Origin of the sequence: Pseudonocardia petroleophila (genome assembly GCF_014235185.1) — a bacterium.
In the GTDB taxonomy this organism is placed as follows: domain Bacteria; phylum Actinomycetota; class Actinomycetes; order Mycobacteriales; family Pseudonocardiaceae; genus Pseudonocardia; species Pseudonocardia petroleophila.
Genome location: NZ_CP060131.1, coordinates 2,126,616 through 2,145,925, shown reverse-complemented (window position 1 = coordinate 2,145,925; position 19,310 = coordinate 2,126,616). Strand labels below are relative to the sequence as shown.

Genomic DNA, 19,310 nt, shown 5'->3' with positions numbered 1-19,310 from the left:
GGTCAGCCGCGGCGCTCGGCGTACGCGGCGAGCTCCGCGAGCTGCACCGGGTCGAGCGACGCCGGCACGGCGGCCCGGGCGGCCGCGATGTGCGCGGCCGTCACCTCGGCGGCCTCGCGCGACTCGCGCATCGCCGTGAGCGCGGCCTCGCGCAGCACCGCGGCGCAGTCGGCCGCGGAGTAGCCGTCCAGCTGGGCCCCGAGCGCGTCGAGGTCGACGTCGTCGGCGAGCGGGGTGTTGCGGCCCGCGGCGCGCAGGATGTCGGCGCGCGCCTGCGCATCCGGCGGCGGCACGTACACCAGCCGCTCCAGCCGGCCCGGGCGCAGCAGGGCGGGGTCGATGAGGTCGGGCCGGTTGGTCGCCCCGACCACCACGACGTCGCGCAGCGGCTCGGCGCCGTCGAGCTCGGTGAGCAGCGCGGCCACGACCCGGTCGGCCACCCCGGAGTCGGTGGAGCCACCGCGGCGCGGGGCGAGCGCGTCGATCTCGTCGAGGAAGACCAGGGCGGGCGCGGCGTCGGCGGCCCGGCGGAACAGCTCGCGCACCGCGCGTTCGGACTCCCCGACGTACTTGTCCAGCAGCTCCGCCCCCTTCACCGCGATGACGTTGAGCTGCCCGGTGCCCGCGAGCGCGCGCAGCAGGAAGGTCTTGCCGCAGCCCGGCGGGCCGTAGACCAGGACGCCGCGCGGCGGGGCGACGCCGAGCCGGGCGAACGAGTCGGGGTACTGCAGCGGCCACAGCACGGCCTCGGTCAGCGCCTGCTTGACCTCGACCATGTCGCCGACCTGGTCCAGGGTGATCCCGCCGGTCTGCAGCGTGGCCGAGGACGACATCGAGATGGGCCGGACGGACCCGACCGCGTCGAGCAGGTCGGCCTGGCCGATGTCGTCGCCGCCGCGCAGGGCCGCGCGCACGGCCGCCTCGCGGCGCAGCGCGACGAGGTCGGCCACGACGAACCCGGGCGTCCGCTCGGCCACCGCCCGCAGGTCGACGCCGTCGGCCACCGGAACGGCGGCGAGCAGCCGGCGCAGCAGCTCGGTGCGGACCCGCAGGTCGGGCAGGGCGAGGCCGAGCTCGCGGTCGGCGAGGTCGGGGGCGCGCAGCCGCGGGTCGACGCCCTCCGGGGCCGACGTCGTGGCCACCAGCACGAGCCCGGGCGTCGAGAGCGTCTCCCGGAGCGCGTCGAGGACCAGGGTCGACAGCGGGGGCGGGGTCGCGGCCGGCAGCAGCGCCTCGACGTCGGTGACGAGCAGCAGCACCCGCTCCCCCGCCCGGGCCGCCGTGCGGGCCGCGGCCAGGACGTCGTGCACGCGCTGGGAGGCGTCGGCCGTGGCCACGACAGCGGGTCCGGCGAGCTCGACGCACCGCGCGTCGACCGCGGAGGCGACGCTGCGCACCAGCGTGGTCTTGCCGACCCCCTCCGGCCCCACCACGAGCACGCCGAGGCGCGCCGACCCGCCGAGGCGGGCGAGCAGCTCCGGCCGGTCCAGGCTCAGCTCCAGCCACTCCGCGAGGCGCCGGGCGGCGCCGGTGTTGCCGATCAGGTCCTCGACGGGCAGCGCGGGGACCGGGGGCGCCGGCGGGGGGACGGCGGCGGCCGGGGGCCGGGAGACCGGCGACTCCCGGGGCGCGGGGGAGGGGCCCGCGGGGGTGTCGGCCGTCGACGGGCCGTCGTGCCAGCCGACGACGCTGCTCGGGTGGACCGTGACCGCCCCGGTGGGGTCGACCGCGGCCACCGTCAGGAGCTCGGAGGTCCAGGCCCCGCCCAGCGCCCCGGCGACCCGGCTGCGCGCCAGCGCGGGGTCCAGACCGGGCGCGGGCTCGAGGTCCTGCGGGAGCAGCGACACGGCGTCGCCGCCGGTCACGATCTTGCCGAGCAGGGCGAGCCGCAGCGTCTCCGGCGGCACCGACGCCCGGGCCAGCCGCGACCCGGTCAGCAGCACGCGGCGCGCGGGCTCCACCCCGGCCGCCGCCACGACGACCGCCGCCCCGTCGGACAGACCGGCGTTCGACAGCGTCACGTCGTCGAGGGTGGCCTGCCCCGCCGGACCGTCGCCGGGGGCCGCGAGCGCGGTCGTCACGCGGGCACCGGTGAGCGTCACCGCGTCCCAGGAGCGCAGCCCGAGCGCGTCGAGGACTTCGGGGTGCAGGCGCACGACCCCCCGCCGGGCATCGGCGGCGGACGCGGCGAGCCGGGCGACGAGCGTGATCACGACCCCACGCTATCCACCCCGCGAGTTTTCCGTTCACGTACGCCGTGTTGGCCGATCACGTACGTCGTCCCGGCCACGCCCCGAGCGCCGACGGCCGACTCGCCGGGTGGCATCGGCACACTCGCCGGGTGGGGACGGCCGAATCGCCGGGCCGCGGCGGCCAACTCACCGGGCGGCAACCGCGAACTCACCGGGCGGCAGCCGGAAACTCGCGGGGTGGGAGCGGCAACTCGCCGGGTGGGAGCGGCAAACTCGCGGGGTGGGAGCGGCGAACTCGCGGGGGCGTGGGGAGGTGTCAGCGGCGGCGGGCCCGGCGCAGGCCCAGGCGGTTGCGGTCGGGCGGGGGCGCGGCCGGGCCGGGGCCGGGGGCGCGCCGCGGCGGCGGCCCGTCGTCGCCCAGGCGCCGCACGGCCCCCCGCGACGGCCCCGCGGGCCCGGCCCGCCACCTCGCTCGCCCGGCCCGCGACCCGGCGGCGCAGCGGCGGGCGCAGGCCCAGGCGCCGGGCCGACCGCGCGGCGCGGACCACGGCCCGGCGCTCGCGACCGGGCACGTCCCAGGCCTCGGGGTGCCGGGACAGCCAGCGGTAGCGGTAGACCGTGTACGGCAGCGCGCCGAGGTAGAGCAGGCCGACGACGGCCAGGGTGAGGAACGGGGCGGTCACCAGCACCGCGGCCAGCAGCCCGACCAGCACGAGCAGCGGCGCGATCAGCCGCGGCGCCACCCGCACGGTCTTGAACGACAGCGTCGGCAGCCTGCTCACCATCAGCGCGGCCGCGACCAGCATCCACACCCCGACGACGACGGGGGCCGACCACCAGCCCTCGCCCAGGTGCAGCGAGGCGAACAGCGGGATCCCGGCCACCAGCGCGGCGGCCGGGGCGGGCACCCCGACGAAGAACTCCTTGGCGAACGGGTACTCGTCCTCCTCGTCGAGGAGCGTGTTGAACCGCGCGAGCCGCAGCGCCATGCACACGGTGAACGTCAGCGCGACGACCCAGCCGAACCGGCCCTCGCTGCCGATCTGCCACGCCTGGAGCTGCCAGACGTAGAGCACGAGCGCGGGCGACACCCCGAAGGAGACGAGGTCGGCCAGCGAGTCGAGCTCCGCGCCGATCCGGGTGCTGGCGTCGAGGAGCCGGGCCAGCCGTCCGTCGAGGGCGTCGCACAGCGCGGCGACGCCGACGGCGAGCACCGCCATGTCGAACCGCTCGCCGAGCGCGAAGTACACCGAGGACAGGCCTGCGCTCAACGCGATGACGGTGACGGCGTTGGGCAGCAGCCGGACGCCCGCGGGGTAGGGGGCGGGCACCGCTCAGGCCCTCTCGGGCAGGGTCGCCAGCACCGTCTCGCCGCCGACCGTGCGCTGCCCCACCGCCACCTCGACGACGCTGCCGGCCGGGAGGTAGGTGTCGACGCGCGAGCCGAAGCGGATCAGGCCGTAGGTCTCGCCCGCGGCGACCTCGTCGCCGGGGGCCACGTCGCAGACGATCCGGCGCGCCAGCAGCCCCGCGATCTGGACGACGCCGACGCGCGCGCCGCCGGTGCTCTCCAGCAGGACGGAGTTGCGCTCGTTGTCCTCGCTGGCCTTGTCGAGGTCGGCGGAGAGGAACGCGCCGGGGGTGTAGGTGACGGCGAGGACGCGGCCGTCGACGGGCACGCGCTGGGTGTGCACGTCGAGCACCGACAGGAAGACGCTGACCCGCGGCACGGTCTCGGCGGGCAGGCCGAGCTCCGGAGGCGGCAGCACGTCGGAGACCGTGGCGACCGTGCCGTCGGCCGCGGCCAGCACGACCCCGGTCCGCGGCGGCGGCACGCGGTGCGGGTTGCGGAAGAACGCGGCGGTGGCGGCGGTGGCGAGCAGGCCGGTGGCGGTGCCCCGGCCGGAGAGGGCCCGGACGATCCCGGACGCGAGCGCGACCGCGGCGACCAGCGGGCGTCCACCGGGGTGCATCGGCGGGATCGCCTCGCGCACGAGGCCGGCGACGTGGCGGGGGGAGAAGCCGGCGGGGGTGTCGGGATCGGACATGGGGTGCGTTCTCGGCTCCTCCGGCGAGGGATGACCCGGCGAGGGGGTCGCTGTGGCCGCGGCTACGGTACGCGACCGCCCGGACGCAAAAGGGCCGGGGCCGTCATCCCCCGAGACGACGACCCCGGCCGTGGAACCGCTCGTCCGCTCCCCAGCGACGGGCGGTAGGTCCTTTGCGATGGGCCCTGGTTACCCGGGCCTGCGGAAAGTATCCCTGAGCGTGCGATCGATCGTCCAGATCGCGGAGAGATGATCCCCGCGATGTGCACCGATCGGCCGAACGTTCACCGGTATGACGTCCCCGGCCCGCCGAATGTTGCATCCTTGGACTGTGACGTGCCTCACATCAGAGGCCCGGATCATCCGTCCAGCAGCCAGACCTCCACCGGTGAGCCCTCCGGGAGGTCGGTCACCTCGGCCGGGACGGACACCAGGCACTCCGCCCTGGCGAGCGCGGCGAGCAGGTGCGAGGCCGGGTTCCCGACCTCGGCGACCGTCCCGCGCACCGCGTCGACGGCCGCGCGACGGAACTGCCGCCGCCCCGACGGGGACGTCCAGTGCTCACCCAGCGTGGCCGTGACGACGGGCCGGTCCGGGTGCGGATGCCCCATCGCGGCCCGCAGCGCCGGCCGGAGGAACACCTCGAACGACACCTGCGAGCTGACGGGGTTGCCGGGCAGCGTCACGACCGCGACGCCGCCCAGCGCGTCGACCCGCCCGGCGCCCTGCGGCCCGCCCGGCTGCATCCCGACCTTCACGAACTCGACCCCGCGCCCGGTGAACGCGTCCTTGACGACCTCGTAGGCCCCGGCGCTGACCCCGCCCGAGGTGATCACCAGGTCGACGCCCTCGATCCGCTCCGCGAGCCGGCCCAGGAACTCCTCGACGTCGTCGGGCACGAACCGCAGGAGCTCGGCGACCCCGCCGGCCTCCTCGACGGCCGCGGCCAGCATCGGGCCGTTGGACTCGTAGATCTGGCCCGGCCGCAGCGGGGAGCCGGGAGCCACCAGCTCCGACCCGGTGGACAGCACCAGCACGACCGGGCGTCGGCGCACCGGGAGCTCGGCGAGCCCGACCGCGGCCGCGATCCCGATCTGGGCCGCCTGCAGCACCGTGCCGGCGTCGATGACGACCCGGCCCGCCACGACGTCCTCGCCGATCCGGCGGACGTGCACGCCCGGCTCGGGCGCGTGCCGCAGCGACACCCGCTCCGTGCCGCCGTCGGTGAACTCGACCTGCACGATCGCGTCCGCCCCGGCCGGCATCGGCGCCCCGGTCATGATCCGCGCGACCGTGCCCGGCTCCAGCGCGGGGACGTCGGTGCGCCCGGCCGGGATGTCGGTCGCCACCGGCAGCACGACGGGCGCGTCCTGCGACGCCCCCGCCAGCTCGGCGGCCCGCACCGCGTACCCGTCCATCGCGGAGTTCTCGAACGACGGGAGGGAGACGCCCGCCACCACGTCCTCGGCGAGCACCCGCCCCCGGGCCTGGGCCAGCGGGACCACCTCGGTGGGCTGGACGGGGACGAGGGCCGCGACGACGGCCCGGTGCTGCTCCACGGATCGGATCACGGCGCTCATCCTCCCCCACCGGGACCACCTTGCACTCGCCGTACCCGAGTGCTAGAACCGCGTTGGCACTCGGCACGGTAGAGTGCCAATCAGTCGGGCCGGTGAGATCGGCGCAGGGTTGCCGGTCGTCCGTCGCGGGCACCGGGTTCGACACAGTGACTTTTCGGTCATCCCAAACGGAGGACTACACACCCATGGCGAAGATGATCGCTTTCGACGAGGAGGCGCGCCGCGGGCTCGAGCGCGGCATGAACACCCTCGCCGACGCCGTCAAGGTGACGCTCGGCCCGCGTGGCCGCAACGTCGTCCTGGAGAAGAAGTGGGGCGCGCCCACCATCACCAACGATGGTGTGTCGATCGCCAAGGAGATCGAGCTCGAGGACCCCTGGGAGAAGATCGGGGCCGAGCTCGTCAAGGAAGTTGCGAAGAAGACCGACGACATCGCGGGTGACGGCACCACCACCGCCACCGTGCTGGCGCAGGCGCTCGTCCGCGAGGGTCTCCGCAACGTCGCCGCCGGCGCCAACCCGATGGCCCTCAAGCGCGGCATCGAGAAGGCCGTCGAGGCCGTCTCGCAGCAGCTGCTGAAGACCGCCAAGGAGGTCGAGACCAAGGAGCAGATCGCCGCCACGGCGTCCATCTCCGCGGCCGACACCACCATCGGCGAGCTCATCGCCGAGGCGATGGACAAGGTCGGCAAGGAAGGCGTCATCACGGTCGAGGAGAGCCAGACCTTCGGTCTGGAGCTCGAGCTCACCGAGGGCATGCGGTTCGACAAGGGCTACATCTCGCCCTACTTCGTCACCGATGCCGAGCGCATGGAGGCCGAGCTGGAGGACCCCTACATCCTCCTGGTCTCCTCCAAGATCTCGACGGTCAAGGACCTGCTCCCGCTGCTGGAGAAGGTCATGCAGGGCGGCAAGCCGCTCGCGATCATCGCCGAGGACGTCGAGGGCGAGGCCCTGGCCACGCTCGTCGTCAACAAGATCCGCGGCACGTTCAAGTCCGTCGCCGTCAAGGCGCCGGGCTTCGGTGACCGCCGCGAGGCCATGCTGGCCGACATCGCCATCCTCACCGGTGGCGAGGTCATCTCGGAGAAGGTCGGCCTGAAGCTCGAGAACGCCGACCTCTCGCTCCTGGGCACCGCCCGCAAGGTCGTCGTCTCCAAGGACGAGACCACCATCGTCGACGGGGCCGGCGACGCCGACCAGATCGCCGGCCGGGTCTCCCAGATCCGCAACGAGATCGACAAGACCGACTCCGACTACGACCGCGAGAAGCTGCAGGAGCGCCTGGCCAAGCTGGCCGGCGGTGTTGCGGTCATCAAGGCCGGAGCCGCGACCGAGGTCGAGCTCAAGGAGCGCAAGCACCGCATCGAGGACGCCGTTCGCAACGCGAAGGCGGCCGTCGAGGAGGGCATCGTCGCCGGTGGCGGCGTGGCGCTCATCCAGGCCGGTGCGGGCCTGTTCGAGGGTCTCGGTCTCGACGGTGACGAGGCCACCGGCGCGAACATCGTCAAGGTCGCGCTGGAGGCTCCGCTCAAGCAGATCGCCATCAACGCCGGCCTCGAGGGCGGCGTCGTCGCGGAGAAGGTGCGCGGGCTCCCGGCCGGCGAGGGCCTCGACGCGGCCACCGGTGAGTACAAGGACCTGATCAAGGCCGGGATCATCGACCCCGCCAAGGTCACCCGCTCGGCGCTGCAGAACGCGGCGTCGATCGCGGCCCTGTTCCTCACCACCGAGGCCGTCATCGCCGACAAGCCGGAGAAGGCCCCGGCCGGCGGCGGGGGCGACCCCACCGGTGGCATGGGCGGCATGGGCGGCATGGACTTCTGAGTCCCGCCTCCCCGCAGTACCCGCACGTCCCGCAGGGGCGGCACCCGAGTTCCGGGTGCCGCCCCTGCGGCGTTCGCACTCAGGCCCCGAACTGCGCCTGGAAGACCGCCATCGGCAGCAGGTAGCCCGACAGGCTGACCAGCACGCGGACGAACAGGGCGTCGGCGTCCGGCGCGCGCCCGCCCCACACGCGGACGGCCACCGGGACCGCCGACGTCGCCAGGCAGCTGGCGAGCACGAGCGCCGCGGCCCGCGCGGAGCCGTCGGCCGCGGCGAGGACCGCCACCCCGAAGGCCGCCGTGAGCACGGTCGCGGCGGAGGTGGCCCGGACGGCCCGGACGTGTGCTGCGCTGGTCATGTCCGGAGACGCTAGGGATCCCGCCGGGCCGGCGCCTCCGTACGACTACTCGTCGGTAACCCCGGCGGCGCCGGCCGGAGTCGGGCACTGTCGAGGGATGGAGGCGCTCTGGTTCGTGCTCGCCGCGGTCTGCGTCGCGGCCGGGCTGGTCCTGCTGTGGCTGGACCGCCGTCGGCGGTCCGGGGCTCCGGCACCGGTCCCGGAGCCCAATCCCGACGAGCAGCCGGGCGCCCTGTTCCGCGACGACGGCCCGCGGCGCTGACGACGACCGGCGCCTCACGGCCGGTCGTGGTGCCGGGCGGTGGCCAGCGCGCGCCGCGCCACGGCCCGGCGCAGCTCCGGCGGGGCCAGCACCTCCGCGTCCGGGGCAAGCCCCCAGACGACCGTCTCGGCGTGCTCCGCGCCGCCGAACCGCACGTCGAGCACGACGTGGTGGCCGTCGGGCTCCTCCGCGTCGACCGGGAGGGTCGACGGCAGGTCCGCCCGCCGGGTCGCCGGGACCCGGATCCGCACGGGCAGGTTCGCCAGCCCCTCCCGGAAGCGGGTGCGCCGCTCCTCCCACAGCCGCGCGACGTCCACGTCCGCGGCCGTCGCGGCGGGCTCGTCGAGCACCTCGGCCGCGCGGGCCCGGGAGAGCCGGTAGGTCCGGTCGGCGCCGTCGCGGGTGCCGAGCAGGTACCACTGCCCGCCCGCGTCGACCAGGCCGAGCGGGTCGACGGTGCGCCACCGCGGCTCCTCGTCGCGCGCGGCGTAGAGCAGCCGCACGCGCCGGGCCGAGAACACCGCCTCCTGGACGGCGCGCAGGACGCCGCCGTCGTCGGCCGCGCGGTCGGACAGCATCCGCTCGGGCCGCTGCACGACCCGGCCCGCGGCCCGGGTCGCGGTGTCGCGCTGGGCGTCCGGGAGCGCCGCGACCACCTTGCGCATCGCCGCGGCCAGCGCGGGTGACGGGGTGCGCGCCCCGGCCACCAGCAGGGCCCGCGCCTCGTCGTGCGTGAGGCCGGTCAGGTCGGTGGTGTAGCCGGGCAGCAGCGCGAACCCGCCCGTGCGGCCGCGCTCGGCGTAGACGGGCACGCCCGCGAGCGACAGCGCCTCGATGTCGCGCAGCACCGTGCGCGTGGAGACCTCCAGCTCGCGCGCGAGCGCCGCGGCCGACATCCGGCCGCGGTGGCGCAGCAGCAGGATCAGCGAGAGGAGCCGGTCGGCGCGCATCCGTCGAGGATGCCACGAATACACGACAGGAGATGGCGTGATTACGCGCGAGGCTCCTCCCATGACCACCACGGAGATCACCGACCCCCGCCCCTCCTACGCCCGGGCCCTCACCTGGGTCCGCGAGCTGATGGCCGCCGTCCCGGCCGACCGGCTCGACGACCCGACCCCCTGCGCGGAGTACGACGTCCGGGCGCTCCTCGGGCACCTCGTCGCCACGGTCGGGCGCGCCCGCGTCATCGGCGAGGGCGGCGACCCCACCACCGAGCCCACCGTCGTCACCGGCGTCCCCGACGACGGGTGGGCCGAGGCGTACGCCGCGGCGACCGAGCGGATGTGGCCGGTGTACCGGGCCGACGGCGTGCTGGACCGCGAGGTCGTCGCCCCGTGGGGCAGGGCGCCCGCCCGGACCGCGGTGTGGGCGTACCTCAACGAGACGCTGGTGCACGGCTGGGACCTGGCCGTCGCCACCGGGCAGCCGGTGGAGTTCCCCGACCCGGCGGTGCCGGAGCAGGTGCTCGCGGTCGTGGCGCCCCTCGTCCCGGCCGCCGTGCGGGGCGGGCCCGTGCCGTTCGCCGCGGTCGTCGCGTCCGGGCCGGACGCGGGTCCCACGGAGCGGCTCGCCCACTGGTCCGGGCACGCCCGCCCCTGATCCGGTCCCGGGCCGTTAGGAGGCGGGCTCCTCCGGCACGAGGATCCACGCGGCGACGTAGGCGATGGCGCCGGCGCCCGCCCCGAACACGGTGAGCAGGACCAGGGCCAGGCGCAGCAGGGCCGGGTCCAGGCCGTAGGCGCGGGCGGCGCCGCCGCAGACGCCGGCGACCATGCGGTCGTCGCGGCTGCGCGTGAGGCGGACGACGGGGCGGGTGGGGACGGTGTCGATGTGCTGTTCCATGGCTCCCAGCGTGCCGCCGGGCGGGACCCCGGACCTCGGGGACGACCCCGATCCCGACCCCGGGAACGCCGACGGGCCCCGGGGGTGCGTACCCCGGGGCCCGTCGGTCGAGCGGGTCAGCTCTCCTGGAACGGAGCCACGTAGGACTCGGCCTCCGGCGAGGTGAACAGCGGCGCGACCTCGCGCAGCCCACCCTCGACGGAGCCGTCGACCTGCGCGATGTAGACGCCGCGCGTGGGGGGCGCGCCCGGCGAGCTGTAGTCGAGCACGTCGACGAGGCCCTCGGTGTCGACCGAGGTCAGCGTGGTGAGCGCGGTCTTGACGCCCGCCCGGCTGAGGTCACCGGCCTCGCACGCCGCCTCGAGCACGTTCTGCCACACCAGGCCCTCGGTGTAGCCGGTGGTGATGCCCGCGTTGCGCGGGGCGTCCGGGTACGCCGCCTTGAACTCCGTGGTGACCTCGACGGCCTTGGGGTTCGGCGAGGAGAACGGCGCGTTGGACGCCGAGACGTAGAGGTTGCCCAGGGCCGACGCGGCCGGGGTGTCCAGCAGCGCCGGGTCGAACGTCGGGTTGTTGCCGAGCACCGGGACGTTGAGCCCGAGCGCCTGGTTGGCGGCCAGCGCCGACGCGGTCTGGCCCGGGGTCGTGGTGAGCACGATGGCCTTGACGCCCGCGCCGCGCATGCCGGTGACGATGCCGGTGAGGTCGTTGTCGGTCGAGGTCACCTTGGCCTCGTTGATCGTGAGGCCGTGCTGCTCGGCGTAGTACTGCGAGCCCTTGAGCCCGTTGCCGCCGTACTCGCCGTCGATGTAGATGTGACCGATGGTGTCGCCGTCGGCGATCAGGCCCTGCTGCTGCAGGTAGGCCAGGCCGTTGACGACCTCCAGGTCGTAGGTGGTGCCGATCATCATGATGCCCGGGTTGTCGAGCACCTCCGAGGACCACGACGCCGGCGCCGCCAGCATGTCGTCCTCGATGAGGTTCGGCTCCAGCGCGGCGAGCACCGGGGAGCCCAGCAGCTGCACCATGCCGAGGACGTTCGGCTCGAGCTGCGGGTACAGGGTCTTCGCGACGTCGGCCTTGTAGCCGTGGTCGACGACCTCGATCTCGACCTGGCGGCCGCAGATGCCGCCCGCGGCGTTGACGTCGTCGGCCCACAGCTGGTTGCCGGCGTTGAGGCCGGCGCCGAGGTTCTTGAACACGCCGCTGGTGTCGCCCATGATCCCGAGCGTGATCGTGGTGTCGGTGACGCCCTTGTCGGTGATCACGCCGCCGGCACCCTCGGTGCCGCCCGCGGTGTCGGCCGTGCTGCCGCACGCGGCGAGCAGGAGTGAGCTGGCCAGTGCGCCGGCGATCAGCGCCGACCGCCCGGCTCTACGCGCTGCGATCATGATCGATCCTCTCGGGGGGTGGTCCGTCCGCCATCGTCGGTGGACGGGACATCTGGGGAGCGGCGGCGGCCCAGCAGCCGCCTGCCGATGGCGGCCATGCCGCCGGGTTCGAACAGGATGACCAGCACGATCGCGGAGCCGTAGACGAACGCGCTCACGACCACGGCGCTGAACCCGCCGAACTGGGCGTCGGCGAACCAGCCGAACTGCTGGGAGCCGAGCAGGAAGAACTGCTGCAGGCCGAACACGAGCGTCGCGCCGACGACCGCGCCGGGCACCGAGCCGAGCCCGCCGATGATCACGACCGCGAGGAACGCGATCGCCACCGTCAGGGAGTAGGTGCCGGTGAACTCGTTCTCGTCGGGCTTGACCAGGTCCAGCCACAGCGCGGTCATGACGCCCGCGAGGCCGGCGAACGCCGAGGAGATGACGAACGCGCCCGCCTTCACCCGGGTGACGTGGACGCCCATCGAGGTGGCTGCGGCCTCGTTGTCGCGCACCGCGCGCCACGAGCGGCCGATGCGGCTGTTCACCGCGCCGCGGGCCAGGAAGTAGCTCATCAGGGCGAACGCCAGGAACAGGTACCAGAGCCGCTGCTGCTTCTGGATCGCGACGCCGGCGATCGTCGGCGCGGGGGTGGAGTTGGCGAACTCGAAGCCGAACAGCGCGAACACCGGCGCGTTGCGGCCGCTGGAGGTGCCGCCGGAGAACATGTCGAGCGACTGGCCCAGCCAGAGCCCGAGGAACACCAGCGACAGCGACGCGACGCCGAGGTAGATGCCGCGCAGCCGCCCGGCCACCGGCGCGAACGCCAGCCCGACGAGCCCGCAGAGCACGATCGCGCCGATGACGGCGACCAGCGGCGGCAGCCCGAGACCGACGAGGTCGTCGGACTCCTCGGGGTCGCCGGCCAGCACCGCGTAGCCGACGGCGCCGACGAGCAGGAAGAACGGGTGGGCCAGCGACAGCTGCCCGGCCTGCCCGACCAGCAGCGTCAGGCCGATCCCGCCGACGGCGCCGATGAGGATGTACTGCGCGAGCTTGAGGTAGGCCACTCCCCCGTTGCCGACGATCACCGGCAGCAGCAGGAGCACGACGAGGAACACCGCGGTGGCGACGATCTTGAGCCAGTTCCGGCCCGGCGTGCTCGCCGGCGCGGGAGGGGGCGTCGTGGTGGGGGTGGCGGGCGGGGTGAGCGTCTCAGACACGACTGAGCTCCTTCGTGCCGAACAACCCGCTCGGTCTGATCACCAGCACCACCAGCATCACGAGGAAGACCGCGCTCTTGGAGAACTCGAAGGAGATGTACTGCGCCGACAGCGCCTCGGTGAGCCCGACGACGATCCCGCCGACGACGGCGCCCTCGGTGGAGTCGAGGCCGCCGAGGATCGCGGCCGGGAACGCGATCAGGGCGATCGCGTGCGTGCCGCGGCCCAGCCCGGCCCCGGAGAAGTCCTGGGTGGCCATGAACAGCACCGCGACCCCGGCGAGCGCACCGGCGACCAGCCACGCCGTGGCCGTCACCCGGGAGCTGTTGATGCCCATGAGCGCAGCGGCCTCCCGGTTCTCCGCCTGCGCGCGCATCGCGACGCCCCAGTTGGAGTAGCGGAAGGTCAGCAGGAACGCCGCGATCAGCACCGCGCCGACGACCAGCGCGATCGCCTGCGTGCGGAAGACCGTGAGGTCGCCGATCTGGATCGGCTGCGAGTCGTAGGGGTCACCGATGAACGGGATGTCGGCGCCGACCCGGCGCACGACCTCCTCGGTGATGATCACGTCGATGCCGATCGTGAGCAGCGCGAGGCTGTTGTGGTCGGCACTGCGCGCGTTGCGCAGCAGCACCCGCTCGATGAGCAGCGCGGCCAGCGCCGCCCCGACGATCCCGATCACGGCCGCGAGGACCCAGCCGAGGCTGTCCTTGAGCTCGTAGACCAGGTAGCCGCCGATCAGCACCAGCGACCCGTGCGCGAAGTTGACCACCTCGGTGGCCTTGAAGATGATCACGAAGCCGAGCGCGAGGAGCGCATAGACCGCGCCCTTGCCCAGCCCGTTGACCAGCAGTTGCAGGAAGGTGTTCATTCCGCGGCCTCCTCGGCCTCGGTGCCCAGGTAGGCGCGGATGACATCGGGATCGGCCTGGACCTCGGCCGGGAGCCCGTCGGCGATGAGCTTCCCGAAGTCCAGGACGGTGACGCGGTCGGCGATGCCCATGACCAGGCCCATGTCGTGCTCGACGAGCAGCACCGAGATGCCGAGCGCGTCGCGCAGGTCGCGGATGGTGACCGCCATCTCGGCGGTCTCCGTGGCGTCCAGGCCGGCCGCGGGCTCGTCGAGCAGCAGCAGGGTGGGTTCGACGGCGAGGGCGCGGGCGATGTCGACCCGCTTCGCGATGCCGTAGGGCAGGGACCCGACCGGGGAGTCCAGCCGCTCGGCCACGCCGAGGAAGTCGCAGATCTCCTCGACGCGCGCGATGTGCCGGCGCTCGGTGCGCCGACCCAGCCCGAGACCGCCGGAGAGGAACCCGCCGGTGGTGAGGACGTGGCGGCCGAGCATGACGTTGTCGCGGACGGTGGAGCCCGGCGACAGCGCGATGTTCTGGAACGAGCGGCCGATGCCGAGCGCGGCGAGCCGGTGCGGTGCGAGCGCGGTGAGCACGTCGTCGCCGAGCCGGACCCGGCCCTCGGTGGGGCGGTACAGCCCGCTGATGACGTTGAAGCAGCTGGACTTGCCCGCGCCGTTCGGCCCGATCAGGGCGTGCACGGTGCCGGGCGTGACAGTGAAGCTGACGTGGTCGAGCGCGGTGATGCCGCCGAAGCGCAGCGTCACGTCCTCGATCGCCAGCTCCCGGACGCCCTCGCGGAGCTCGACGGGTGCGGCGGTCATCCCGTCCACCTCGACAGCGTCTTGCCGGCCCGGTGGTCGAGCGCCTCGTGCTGCTCGGCCTCGGCCTGCTCCTGCGACTCGGCGTGCCCGCCGAGGTAGAGCCGCTGCACGTCGTCGCTCGCGGCCAGCTCGGCGGCCGGTCCGGACAGCGCGACGCGCCCCACCTCGAGCACGACGGCGTGGTCGGCGACCTGCAGCGCCATGGTGGCGTTCTGCTCGACGAGCACGACGGCCGTGCCCTGGGAGTGGATCTCGCGGATGATCCGCGCGATCCGGCCGACCATCTGCGGCGCGAGGCCCAGCGACGGCTCGTCGAGGAGCAGGAGCTTCGGGCCGGACATCAGGGCCCGGCCGATCGCGAGCATCTGCTGCTCGCCGCCCGACAGCAGGCCCGCGCGCTGCCCGGACCGCTCGTCGAGGACCGGGAACAGCGTCCGGATCCGCTCGCGGGCCGCCGTGCGGACCTCCGCCGACCGCGCGCCGAGCCCTCCGGCCCGGAGGTTCTCCTCGACCGTCATGCGGGCGAAGACCTGACGGCCCTCCGGCACCGCGACGACGCCGGCGCGCACGATCAGCGCCGGGTCGAGCTTGTCGATGCGCGTGCCGTCGAACTCGATCTCGCCTGCCGACACCGCGCCGCGGTGCAGCGGCAGCGTCCCCGACACCGCGCGCAGCAGCGTCGACTTGCCCGCGCCGTTGCCGCCCAGCACCGCCAGCACGCCGTCGGCCTGGACCTCCAGGTCGACGTCGGACAGCGCGTGCACCGAACGTCCGTACCGGACGGAGAGCCCGCGAGTGCTCAGCACGGTTGTTCCCGGACCACGTCTCCTCCTTGCCGCCACCCCCGGTCGGAGCGGCGGGCACATCGTGTGGGCCGTCACAACCGTCGGGCACCCCCACGTGGAGAGGGGTCCGGGAAAGATGACTGTCCGTTACCTCCGGAGAGTCACGATCCGGCGACCGGACGAACCCGGGGACACTCCTCAGAGCAGTCCGGCCTCGCTCGCCTTGCCGATCGCCTCGACGCGGTTGCGCGCGCCCAGCTTGTGCAGGGCCGACTGCAGGTAGGTCTTGACGGTGTTGCGCGCGAGCCCGGTGCTCTCGGCGATCTCGGGGTTGGTGCGGCCCTGCGCGGCGAGGCGCAGCACCTCGTACTCGCGGCGGGTGAGGCCGCTGCGGGCGAGGGCGGCCTGGTTGCCGGCCGGGCCCGAGCCCATCCGCGGGTCGGACACGCGCTCCCCCCGCAGCACGCGGCGCAGCGCCGCGACCAGGTCGGTCGCCGCGGCGTCCTTGAGCAGGGCCCCGTGCGCACCCGCGTCGAGCGCCGCCTGCACCCCGTGGTGGTCGCCGTGCGCGGTGAACACCACGACCTTCGCCTCCGGGCACGCCGTCCGCAGGCCCGCGACCACCTCCGGCGCGAGCATGTCGGGCAGCCGCAGGTCGAGCAGGACCAGGTCGGGCCGCAGTCCCGGCGCCCGCTCCAGCGCGGTGCGCCCGCTCTCCGCGGCCCCGACCACCACCAGCGACGGCTCACCCCGCAGCAGCAGCGCGACGCCGTCGCGCACCACCGGGTGGTCGTCGACGACCATCACCCGCGCGGGACTCACCGGTGCACCGGCAGGAGCATACGCAACGTCGTGCCACCGTCCTCGTCGTGGACGAGGCTGACCCGTCCGTCCAGGCGCGCGGCCCGCTCGACGAGCATCCGGATCCCGAGCCCCGCCCCGTCGGCCGGGTCGGCCGCACCGCTGTCGGCCGGTGACCCGTCGTCGGCCACCGCGATCTGCACCCCGCCGTCGACCATGCCCAGGCTGACGACGACGGTCGCCGCCCCCGCGTGCTTCTCGACGTTGAGCAGGCCCTCGCGGACCGCCCCGATCAGCAGCGCGGTGCGCTCGGCGTCGAGCGGGGCGACCTCACCGAGCTGCACCAGCCGCGCGGGGACGCCGGTGCGGGCCTCGAAGCTGCGGCAGTGCTCGGCCAGCTCGATCGGCAGCGCCCGCTCGGGGCTCGACTCGGACAGGGCCAGCAACGACTCCCGCAGCGCGAGCGACGCGGCGGACACGTCGGACTCCAGCCGCCCCAGGCGCGTGCTCAGGGCCGGGTTGTCGGGCACCGTCGTGCGCAGGTCGCGGACCTGCGCCCCGATGGAGAACAGCATCGCGCCGACCGAGTCGTGCAGCGAGGCCTGCATCCGCTGGCGCTCGGCGGCCACCGCGGTGGACCGGCCGGCCTCGGCGCGGTCGGCCAGCCGCAGCGCGCGCGCCGCGTCCCGGGCGATCGCCTGCACCGCGCCCACCGCGTCGTCGCCGAACTCGCCGGGCCCGCGCAGCGCCGCGTACGCCACGGCGACCGTGTCGACGCGGCCGTCCCGCTCGGACAGCACGGGCACCGCGAGCATCGCCGACATCGCCTCGCGGCGCACCATCCCGTCGAAGTGGTGGGTGATCGTCGCCGACGACACGTAGTCGCTGACCCGCACGGGCTGCCCCACCGCGAGCACCCGGCCGCCGACGCCCTGCCCGATCGGCACGGCGAGGTCCTGCAGCGAGTCGGTGCGGCCGCCCGCGATCCAGCGGATGACGGCCCGGCCCGGCCCGTCGAGGTCGGCGACGAACCCGGCGTCGGCACCGGCGGCGTCGCGGATCAGGCGGGCCGTGCCCTGCAGGGCCAGGACGCGGTCGAGCACGGAGAGCAGGCCGTCGCGTTCGGCGAGGAGCGCGTTGAGGGCGTGCTCCTGCTCACGGGCCCGCTCCGCGGCGCGATCACTCGAGGGCATCCGCGGACGATCGCACACCGGACGCCCCGCACGACACACCCGCATGCAGGGGTCAGCGACCGCGCAGCTCCCGGTCGCGCTCCACGGGCAGCGCACCGGGCAGCGACTCCGGGGCCCGGCGCGGGGAGGGGATGCCGACGACCGGGCGCCGCGCGGAGCTCCGCTCGCGGGGGTCGCCGGGCGGGACCTGGCGGTCGCGCAGGCGCACCACCCCGCCGATCGTGACCGCGACGCCCAGCGCTGCGGCGCACCACGCCGCTCCGACCAGCACGACCCATCCGATCACGGACCCGTTCACCCCCCGACACCTCGTGTGCACAGAGTGTGGGCCCTCGTCCCGCCGCGCGCACGGTTGTACACCCGGATGTGCGTACCTGATCGTGCACACGCCGCACCTCACAGCGACCGGACGGGGGCGTCCGGTGCGGCTACCCCACGTCGGGGACGGCCGGGCCGAGCAGGTCGTCGGCGTCGACGATGCGGTAGGCGTAGCCCTGCTCGGCCAGGAAGCGCTGCCGGTGGGCGGCGTAGTCGGTGTCGAGCGTGTCGCGGGAGACCACGGAGTAGAAGTGCGCCTGACGCCCGTCGCCCTTGGGCCGGAGCAGCCGGCCGAGGCGCTGGGCCTCCTCCTGCCGCGAGCCGAAGGTGCCCGACACCTGGATCGCGACGCTCGCCTCCGGCAGGTCGATCGAGAAGTTCGCGACCTTGCTGACCACCAGCACCGGCAGGTCGCCCTGGCGGAACTGCTGGAACAGGACCTCCCGCTCCTTGTTGCGGGTGGACCCCTGGATGACCGGGGCGTCGAGCGCCTCGCCGAGCTCGTCGAGCTGGTCGAGGTAGGCCCCGATGACGAGCGTCGGCTCGCCGGGGTGCCGCGCGATGATCGACTTCACGACGGCGAGCTTCGTGTGCGCCGTGGACGCCATCCGGTAGCGCTCCTCGGCCTCCGCGACGGCGTAGGACATGCGCTCGGCGTCGGTCAGGGTGACCCGGACCTCGACGCAGTCGGCCGGGGCGATCCAGCCCTGCTGCTCGATGTCGCGCCACGGGGCGTCGTAGCGCTTGGGCCCGATCAGGGAGAAGACGTCGCCCTCGCGGCCGTCCTCGCGGACGAGCGTGGCCGTGAGCCCGAGGCGGCGCCGGGACTGCAGGTCGGCCGTCATCCGGAACACGGGGGCGGGCAGCAGGTGCACCTCGTCGTAGATGACCAGGCCCCAGTCGCGGGAGTCGAACAGCTCCAGGTGCCGGTACTCGCCCTTGGACTTGCGGGTGATCACCTGGTAGGTGGCGATCGTGACCGGGCGGATCTCCTTGCGCTCGCCGGAGTACTCGCCGATCTCCTCCTCGGTGAGGCTGGTGCGGGCGATGAGCTCGCGCTTCCACTGCCGCCCGGCGACGGTGTTGGTGACCAGGATCAGCGTGGTGGCCTGAGCCTGCGCCATCGCGGCCGCGCCCACCAGCGTCTTGCCCGCCCCGCAGGGCAGCACGACGACCCCGGAGCCGCCCGCCCAGAAGCCCTCGACGGCCTGGCGCTGGTAGTCGCGCAGGTTCCAGCCGTCCTCGGCCAGTGCGATGGGGTGCGCCTCGCCGTCGACGTACCCGGCGAGGTCCTCGGCGGGCCAGCCGATCTTGAGCAGCGCCTGCTTGAGGTGCCCGCGCTCGGACGGGTGCACGATCACCGTGTCGTCGTCGACGCGCGCACCGAGCAGCGGCGAGATCTTCTTCTGCCGGAGGACCTCCTCCAGCACGGCGCGGTCGAGCGCCACGAGCACCAGCCCGTGCACCGGCGACTGGACGAGCTGCAGCCGCCCGTAGCGCCCCATCGTGTCGACCACGTCGACGAGCAGCGCCTGCGGCACGGCGTAGCGGGAGAACCGCACCAGCGCGTCGACGACCTGCTCGGCGTCGTGCCCGGCCGCGCGGGCGTTCCACAGCGCGAGCGGGGTGACCCGGTAGGTGTGGACGTGCTCGGGTGCGCGCTCCAGCTCGGCGAACGGCGCGATCGCGACGCGGGCGGCACCCGCGTCGGCGTGGTCGATCTCCAGCAGGAGCGTCTTGTCGGACTGGACGATGAGTGGTCCATCGGTCACGGCGAGTGTGCCTCCGAGCGAACGAGTGTGTGATCGGCGTCTCGGTGAGCGGCGCGC

General features: G+C 74.4%; 19 protein-coding genes. 3 read left to right on the top strand and 16 right to left on the bottom strand.

The genetic code is table 11. From position 1 onward, the window contains the following. Positions 1-2: 2 nt before the first annotated feature. The 4 genes from H6H00_RS10845 to moeA all read right to left on the bottom strand — a co-directional run bounded on the left by H6H00_RS10845 (position 3) and on the right by moeA (position 5,820). Complete coding sequence (locus tag H6H00_RS10845) at positions 3-2,213, bottom strand: AAA family ATPase (RefSeq protein WP_185721159.1); 2,211 nt, start codon at positions 2,211-2,213, stop codon at positions 3-5. Then, positions 2,210-3,523, bottom strand: a complete 1,314-nt coding sequence (locus tag H6H00_RS10840; RefSeq protein ID WP_185721158.1) for a CDP-alcohol phosphatidyltransferase family protein — start codon at positions 3,521-3,523, stop codon at positions 2,210-2,212. Before H6H00_RS10840 ends, H6H00_RS10845 begins: the two co-directional genes overlap by 4 nt. A gap of 3 nt (positions 3,524-3,526) precedes the next feature. Continuing rightward, complete coding sequence (locus H6H00_RS10835; protein WP_185721157.1) at positions 3,527-4,240, bottom strand: phosphatidylserine decarboxylase; 714 nt, start codon at positions 4,238-4,240, stop codon at positions 3,527-3,529. 359 nt (positions 4,241-4,599) lie between these two features. Then, positions 4,600-5,820 (bottom strand): molybdopterin molybdotransferase MoeA, encoded by a 1,221-nt coding sequence (moeA, locus tag H6H00_RS10830; RefSeq protein ID WP_185721156.1) that lies wholly within the window; start codon positions 5,818-5,820, stop codon positions 4,600-4,602. A gap of 185 nt (positions 5,821-6,005) precedes the next feature. On the opposite strand from moeA, the gene groL reads away from it, so the two are divergent. Further along, positions 6,006-7,646: a chaperonin GroEL gene (groL, locus tag H6H00_RS10825; protein WP_185721155.1), complete on the top strand. Its 1,641-nt coding sequence runs from the start codon at positions 6,006-6,008 to the stop codon at positions 7,644-7,646. 79 nt (positions 7,647-7,725) lie between these two features. Here the strand turns inward: groL and H6H00_RS10820 are convergent, their stop codons facing one another. Further along, positions 7,726-8,004 (bottom strand): hypothetical protein, encoded by a 279-nt coding sequence (locus tag H6H00_RS10820; protein ID WP_185721154.1) that lies wholly within the window; start codon positions 8,002-8,004, stop codon positions 7,726-7,728. Between the two features lie 97 nt (positions 8,005-8,101). On the opposite strand from H6H00_RS10820, the gene H6H00_RS10815 reads away from it, so the two are divergent. Continuing rightward, complete coding sequence (locus H6H00_RS10815) at positions 8,102-8,266, top strand: hypothetical protein (protein WP_185721153.1); 165 nt, start codon at positions 8,102-8,104, stop codon at positions 8,264-8,266. A 14-nt stretch (positions 8,267-8,280) separates the two neighbouring features. Here H6H00_RS10815 and H6H00_RS10810 read toward each other — a convergent pair whose 3' ends face one another. Further along, positions 8,281-9,216, bottom strand: coding sequence for a helix-turn-helix transcriptional regulator (locus H6H00_RS10810; protein ID WP_185721152.1), 936 nt, complete (start codon positions 9,214-9,216; stop codon positions 8,281-8,283). Between the two features lie 61 nt (positions 9,217-9,277). Here H6H00_RS10810 and H6H00_RS10805 point away from each other — a divergent pair, with 61 nt between their 5' ends. After that, entirely contained in the window at positions 9,278-9,868 is a 591-nt protein-coding gene (locus tag H6H00_RS10805) for a TIGR03086 family metal-binding protein (RefSeq protein ID WP_185721151.1), read from the top strand. Positions 9,869-9,883: 15 nt separating this feature from the next. Here the strand turns inward: H6H00_RS10805 and H6H00_RS10800 are convergent, their stop codons facing one another. From H6H00_RS10800 to H6H00_RS10755, 10 genes are all read right to left on the bottom strand, one after another. Beyond that, positions 9,884-10,111, bottom strand: a complete 228-nt coding sequence (locus H6H00_RS10800; RefSeq protein WP_185721150.1) for a PspC domain-containing protein — start codon at positions 10,109-10,111, stop codon at positions 9,884-9,886. Between the two features lie 116 nt (positions 10,112-10,227). Further along, positions 10,228-11,502: an ABC transporter substrate-binding protein gene (locus H6H00_RS10795; protein WP_185721149.1), complete on the bottom strand. Its 1,275-nt coding sequence runs from the start codon at positions 11,500-11,502 to the stop codon at positions 10,228-10,230. Beyond that, positions 11,499-12,710, bottom strand: coding sequence for a branched-chain amino acid ABC transporter permease (locus H6H00_RS10790; RefSeq protein ID WP_185721148.1), 1,212 nt, complete (start codon positions 12,708-12,710; stop codon positions 11,499-11,501). Before H6H00_RS10790 ends, H6H00_RS10795 begins: the two co-directional genes overlap by 4 nt. After that, positions 12,703-13,581 (bottom strand): branched-chain amino acid ABC transporter permease, encoded by an 879-nt coding sequence (locus H6H00_RS10785; protein ID WP_185721147.1) that lies wholly within the window; start codon positions 13,579-13,581, stop codon positions 12,703-12,705. Before H6H00_RS10785 ends, H6H00_RS10790 begins: the two co-directional genes overlap by 8 nt. Continuing rightward, positions 13,578-14,384 carry an ABC transporter ATP-binding protein gene (locus H6H00_RS10780; protein ID WP_185721146.1) on the bottom strand — a complete coding sequence of 269 codons (807 nt, stop codon included), beginning with the start codon at positions 14,382-14,384 and terminating at the stop codon, positions 13,578-13,580. Before H6H00_RS10780 ends, H6H00_RS10785 begins: the two co-directional genes overlap by 4 nt. Continuing rightward, positions 14,381-15,190 (bottom strand): ABC transporter ATP-binding protein, encoded by an 810-nt coding sequence (locus tag H6H00_RS10775; protein ID WP_185721145.1) that lies wholly within the window; start codon positions 15,188-15,190, stop codon positions 14,381-14,383. The genes H6H00_RS10780 and H6H00_RS10775 overlap by 4 nt, the downstream gene beginning before the upstream one ends. Positions 15,191-15,367: 177 nt before the next feature. Beyond that, entirely contained in the window at positions 15,368-15,973 is a 606-nt protein-coding gene (locus tag H6H00_RS10770; RefSeq protein ID WP_185722334.1) for a response regulator, read from the bottom strand. Between the two features lie 14 nt (positions 15,974-15,987). After that, positions 15,988-17,163, bottom strand: coding sequence for a GAF domain-containing sensor histidine kinase (locus H6H00_RS10765; RefSeq protein WP_185721144.1), 1,176 nt, complete (start codon positions 17,161-17,163; stop codon positions 15,988-15,990). 52 nt (positions 17,164-17,215) lie between these two features. Then, a complete protein-coding gene (locus tag H6H00_RS10760; protein ID WP_185721143.1) occupies positions 17,216-17,461 on the bottom strand; it encodes a hypothetical protein in 246 nt (81 codons plus the stop codon). A gap of 130 nt (positions 17,462-17,591) precedes the next feature. Next, positions 17,592-19,253: a DNA repair helicase XPB gene (locus tag H6H00_RS10755; protein WP_185721142.1), complete on the bottom strand. Its 1,662-nt coding sequence runs from the start codon at positions 19,251-19,253 to the stop codon at positions 17,592-17,594. Between the last annotated feature and the right edge of the window lie 57 nt (positions 19,254-19,310).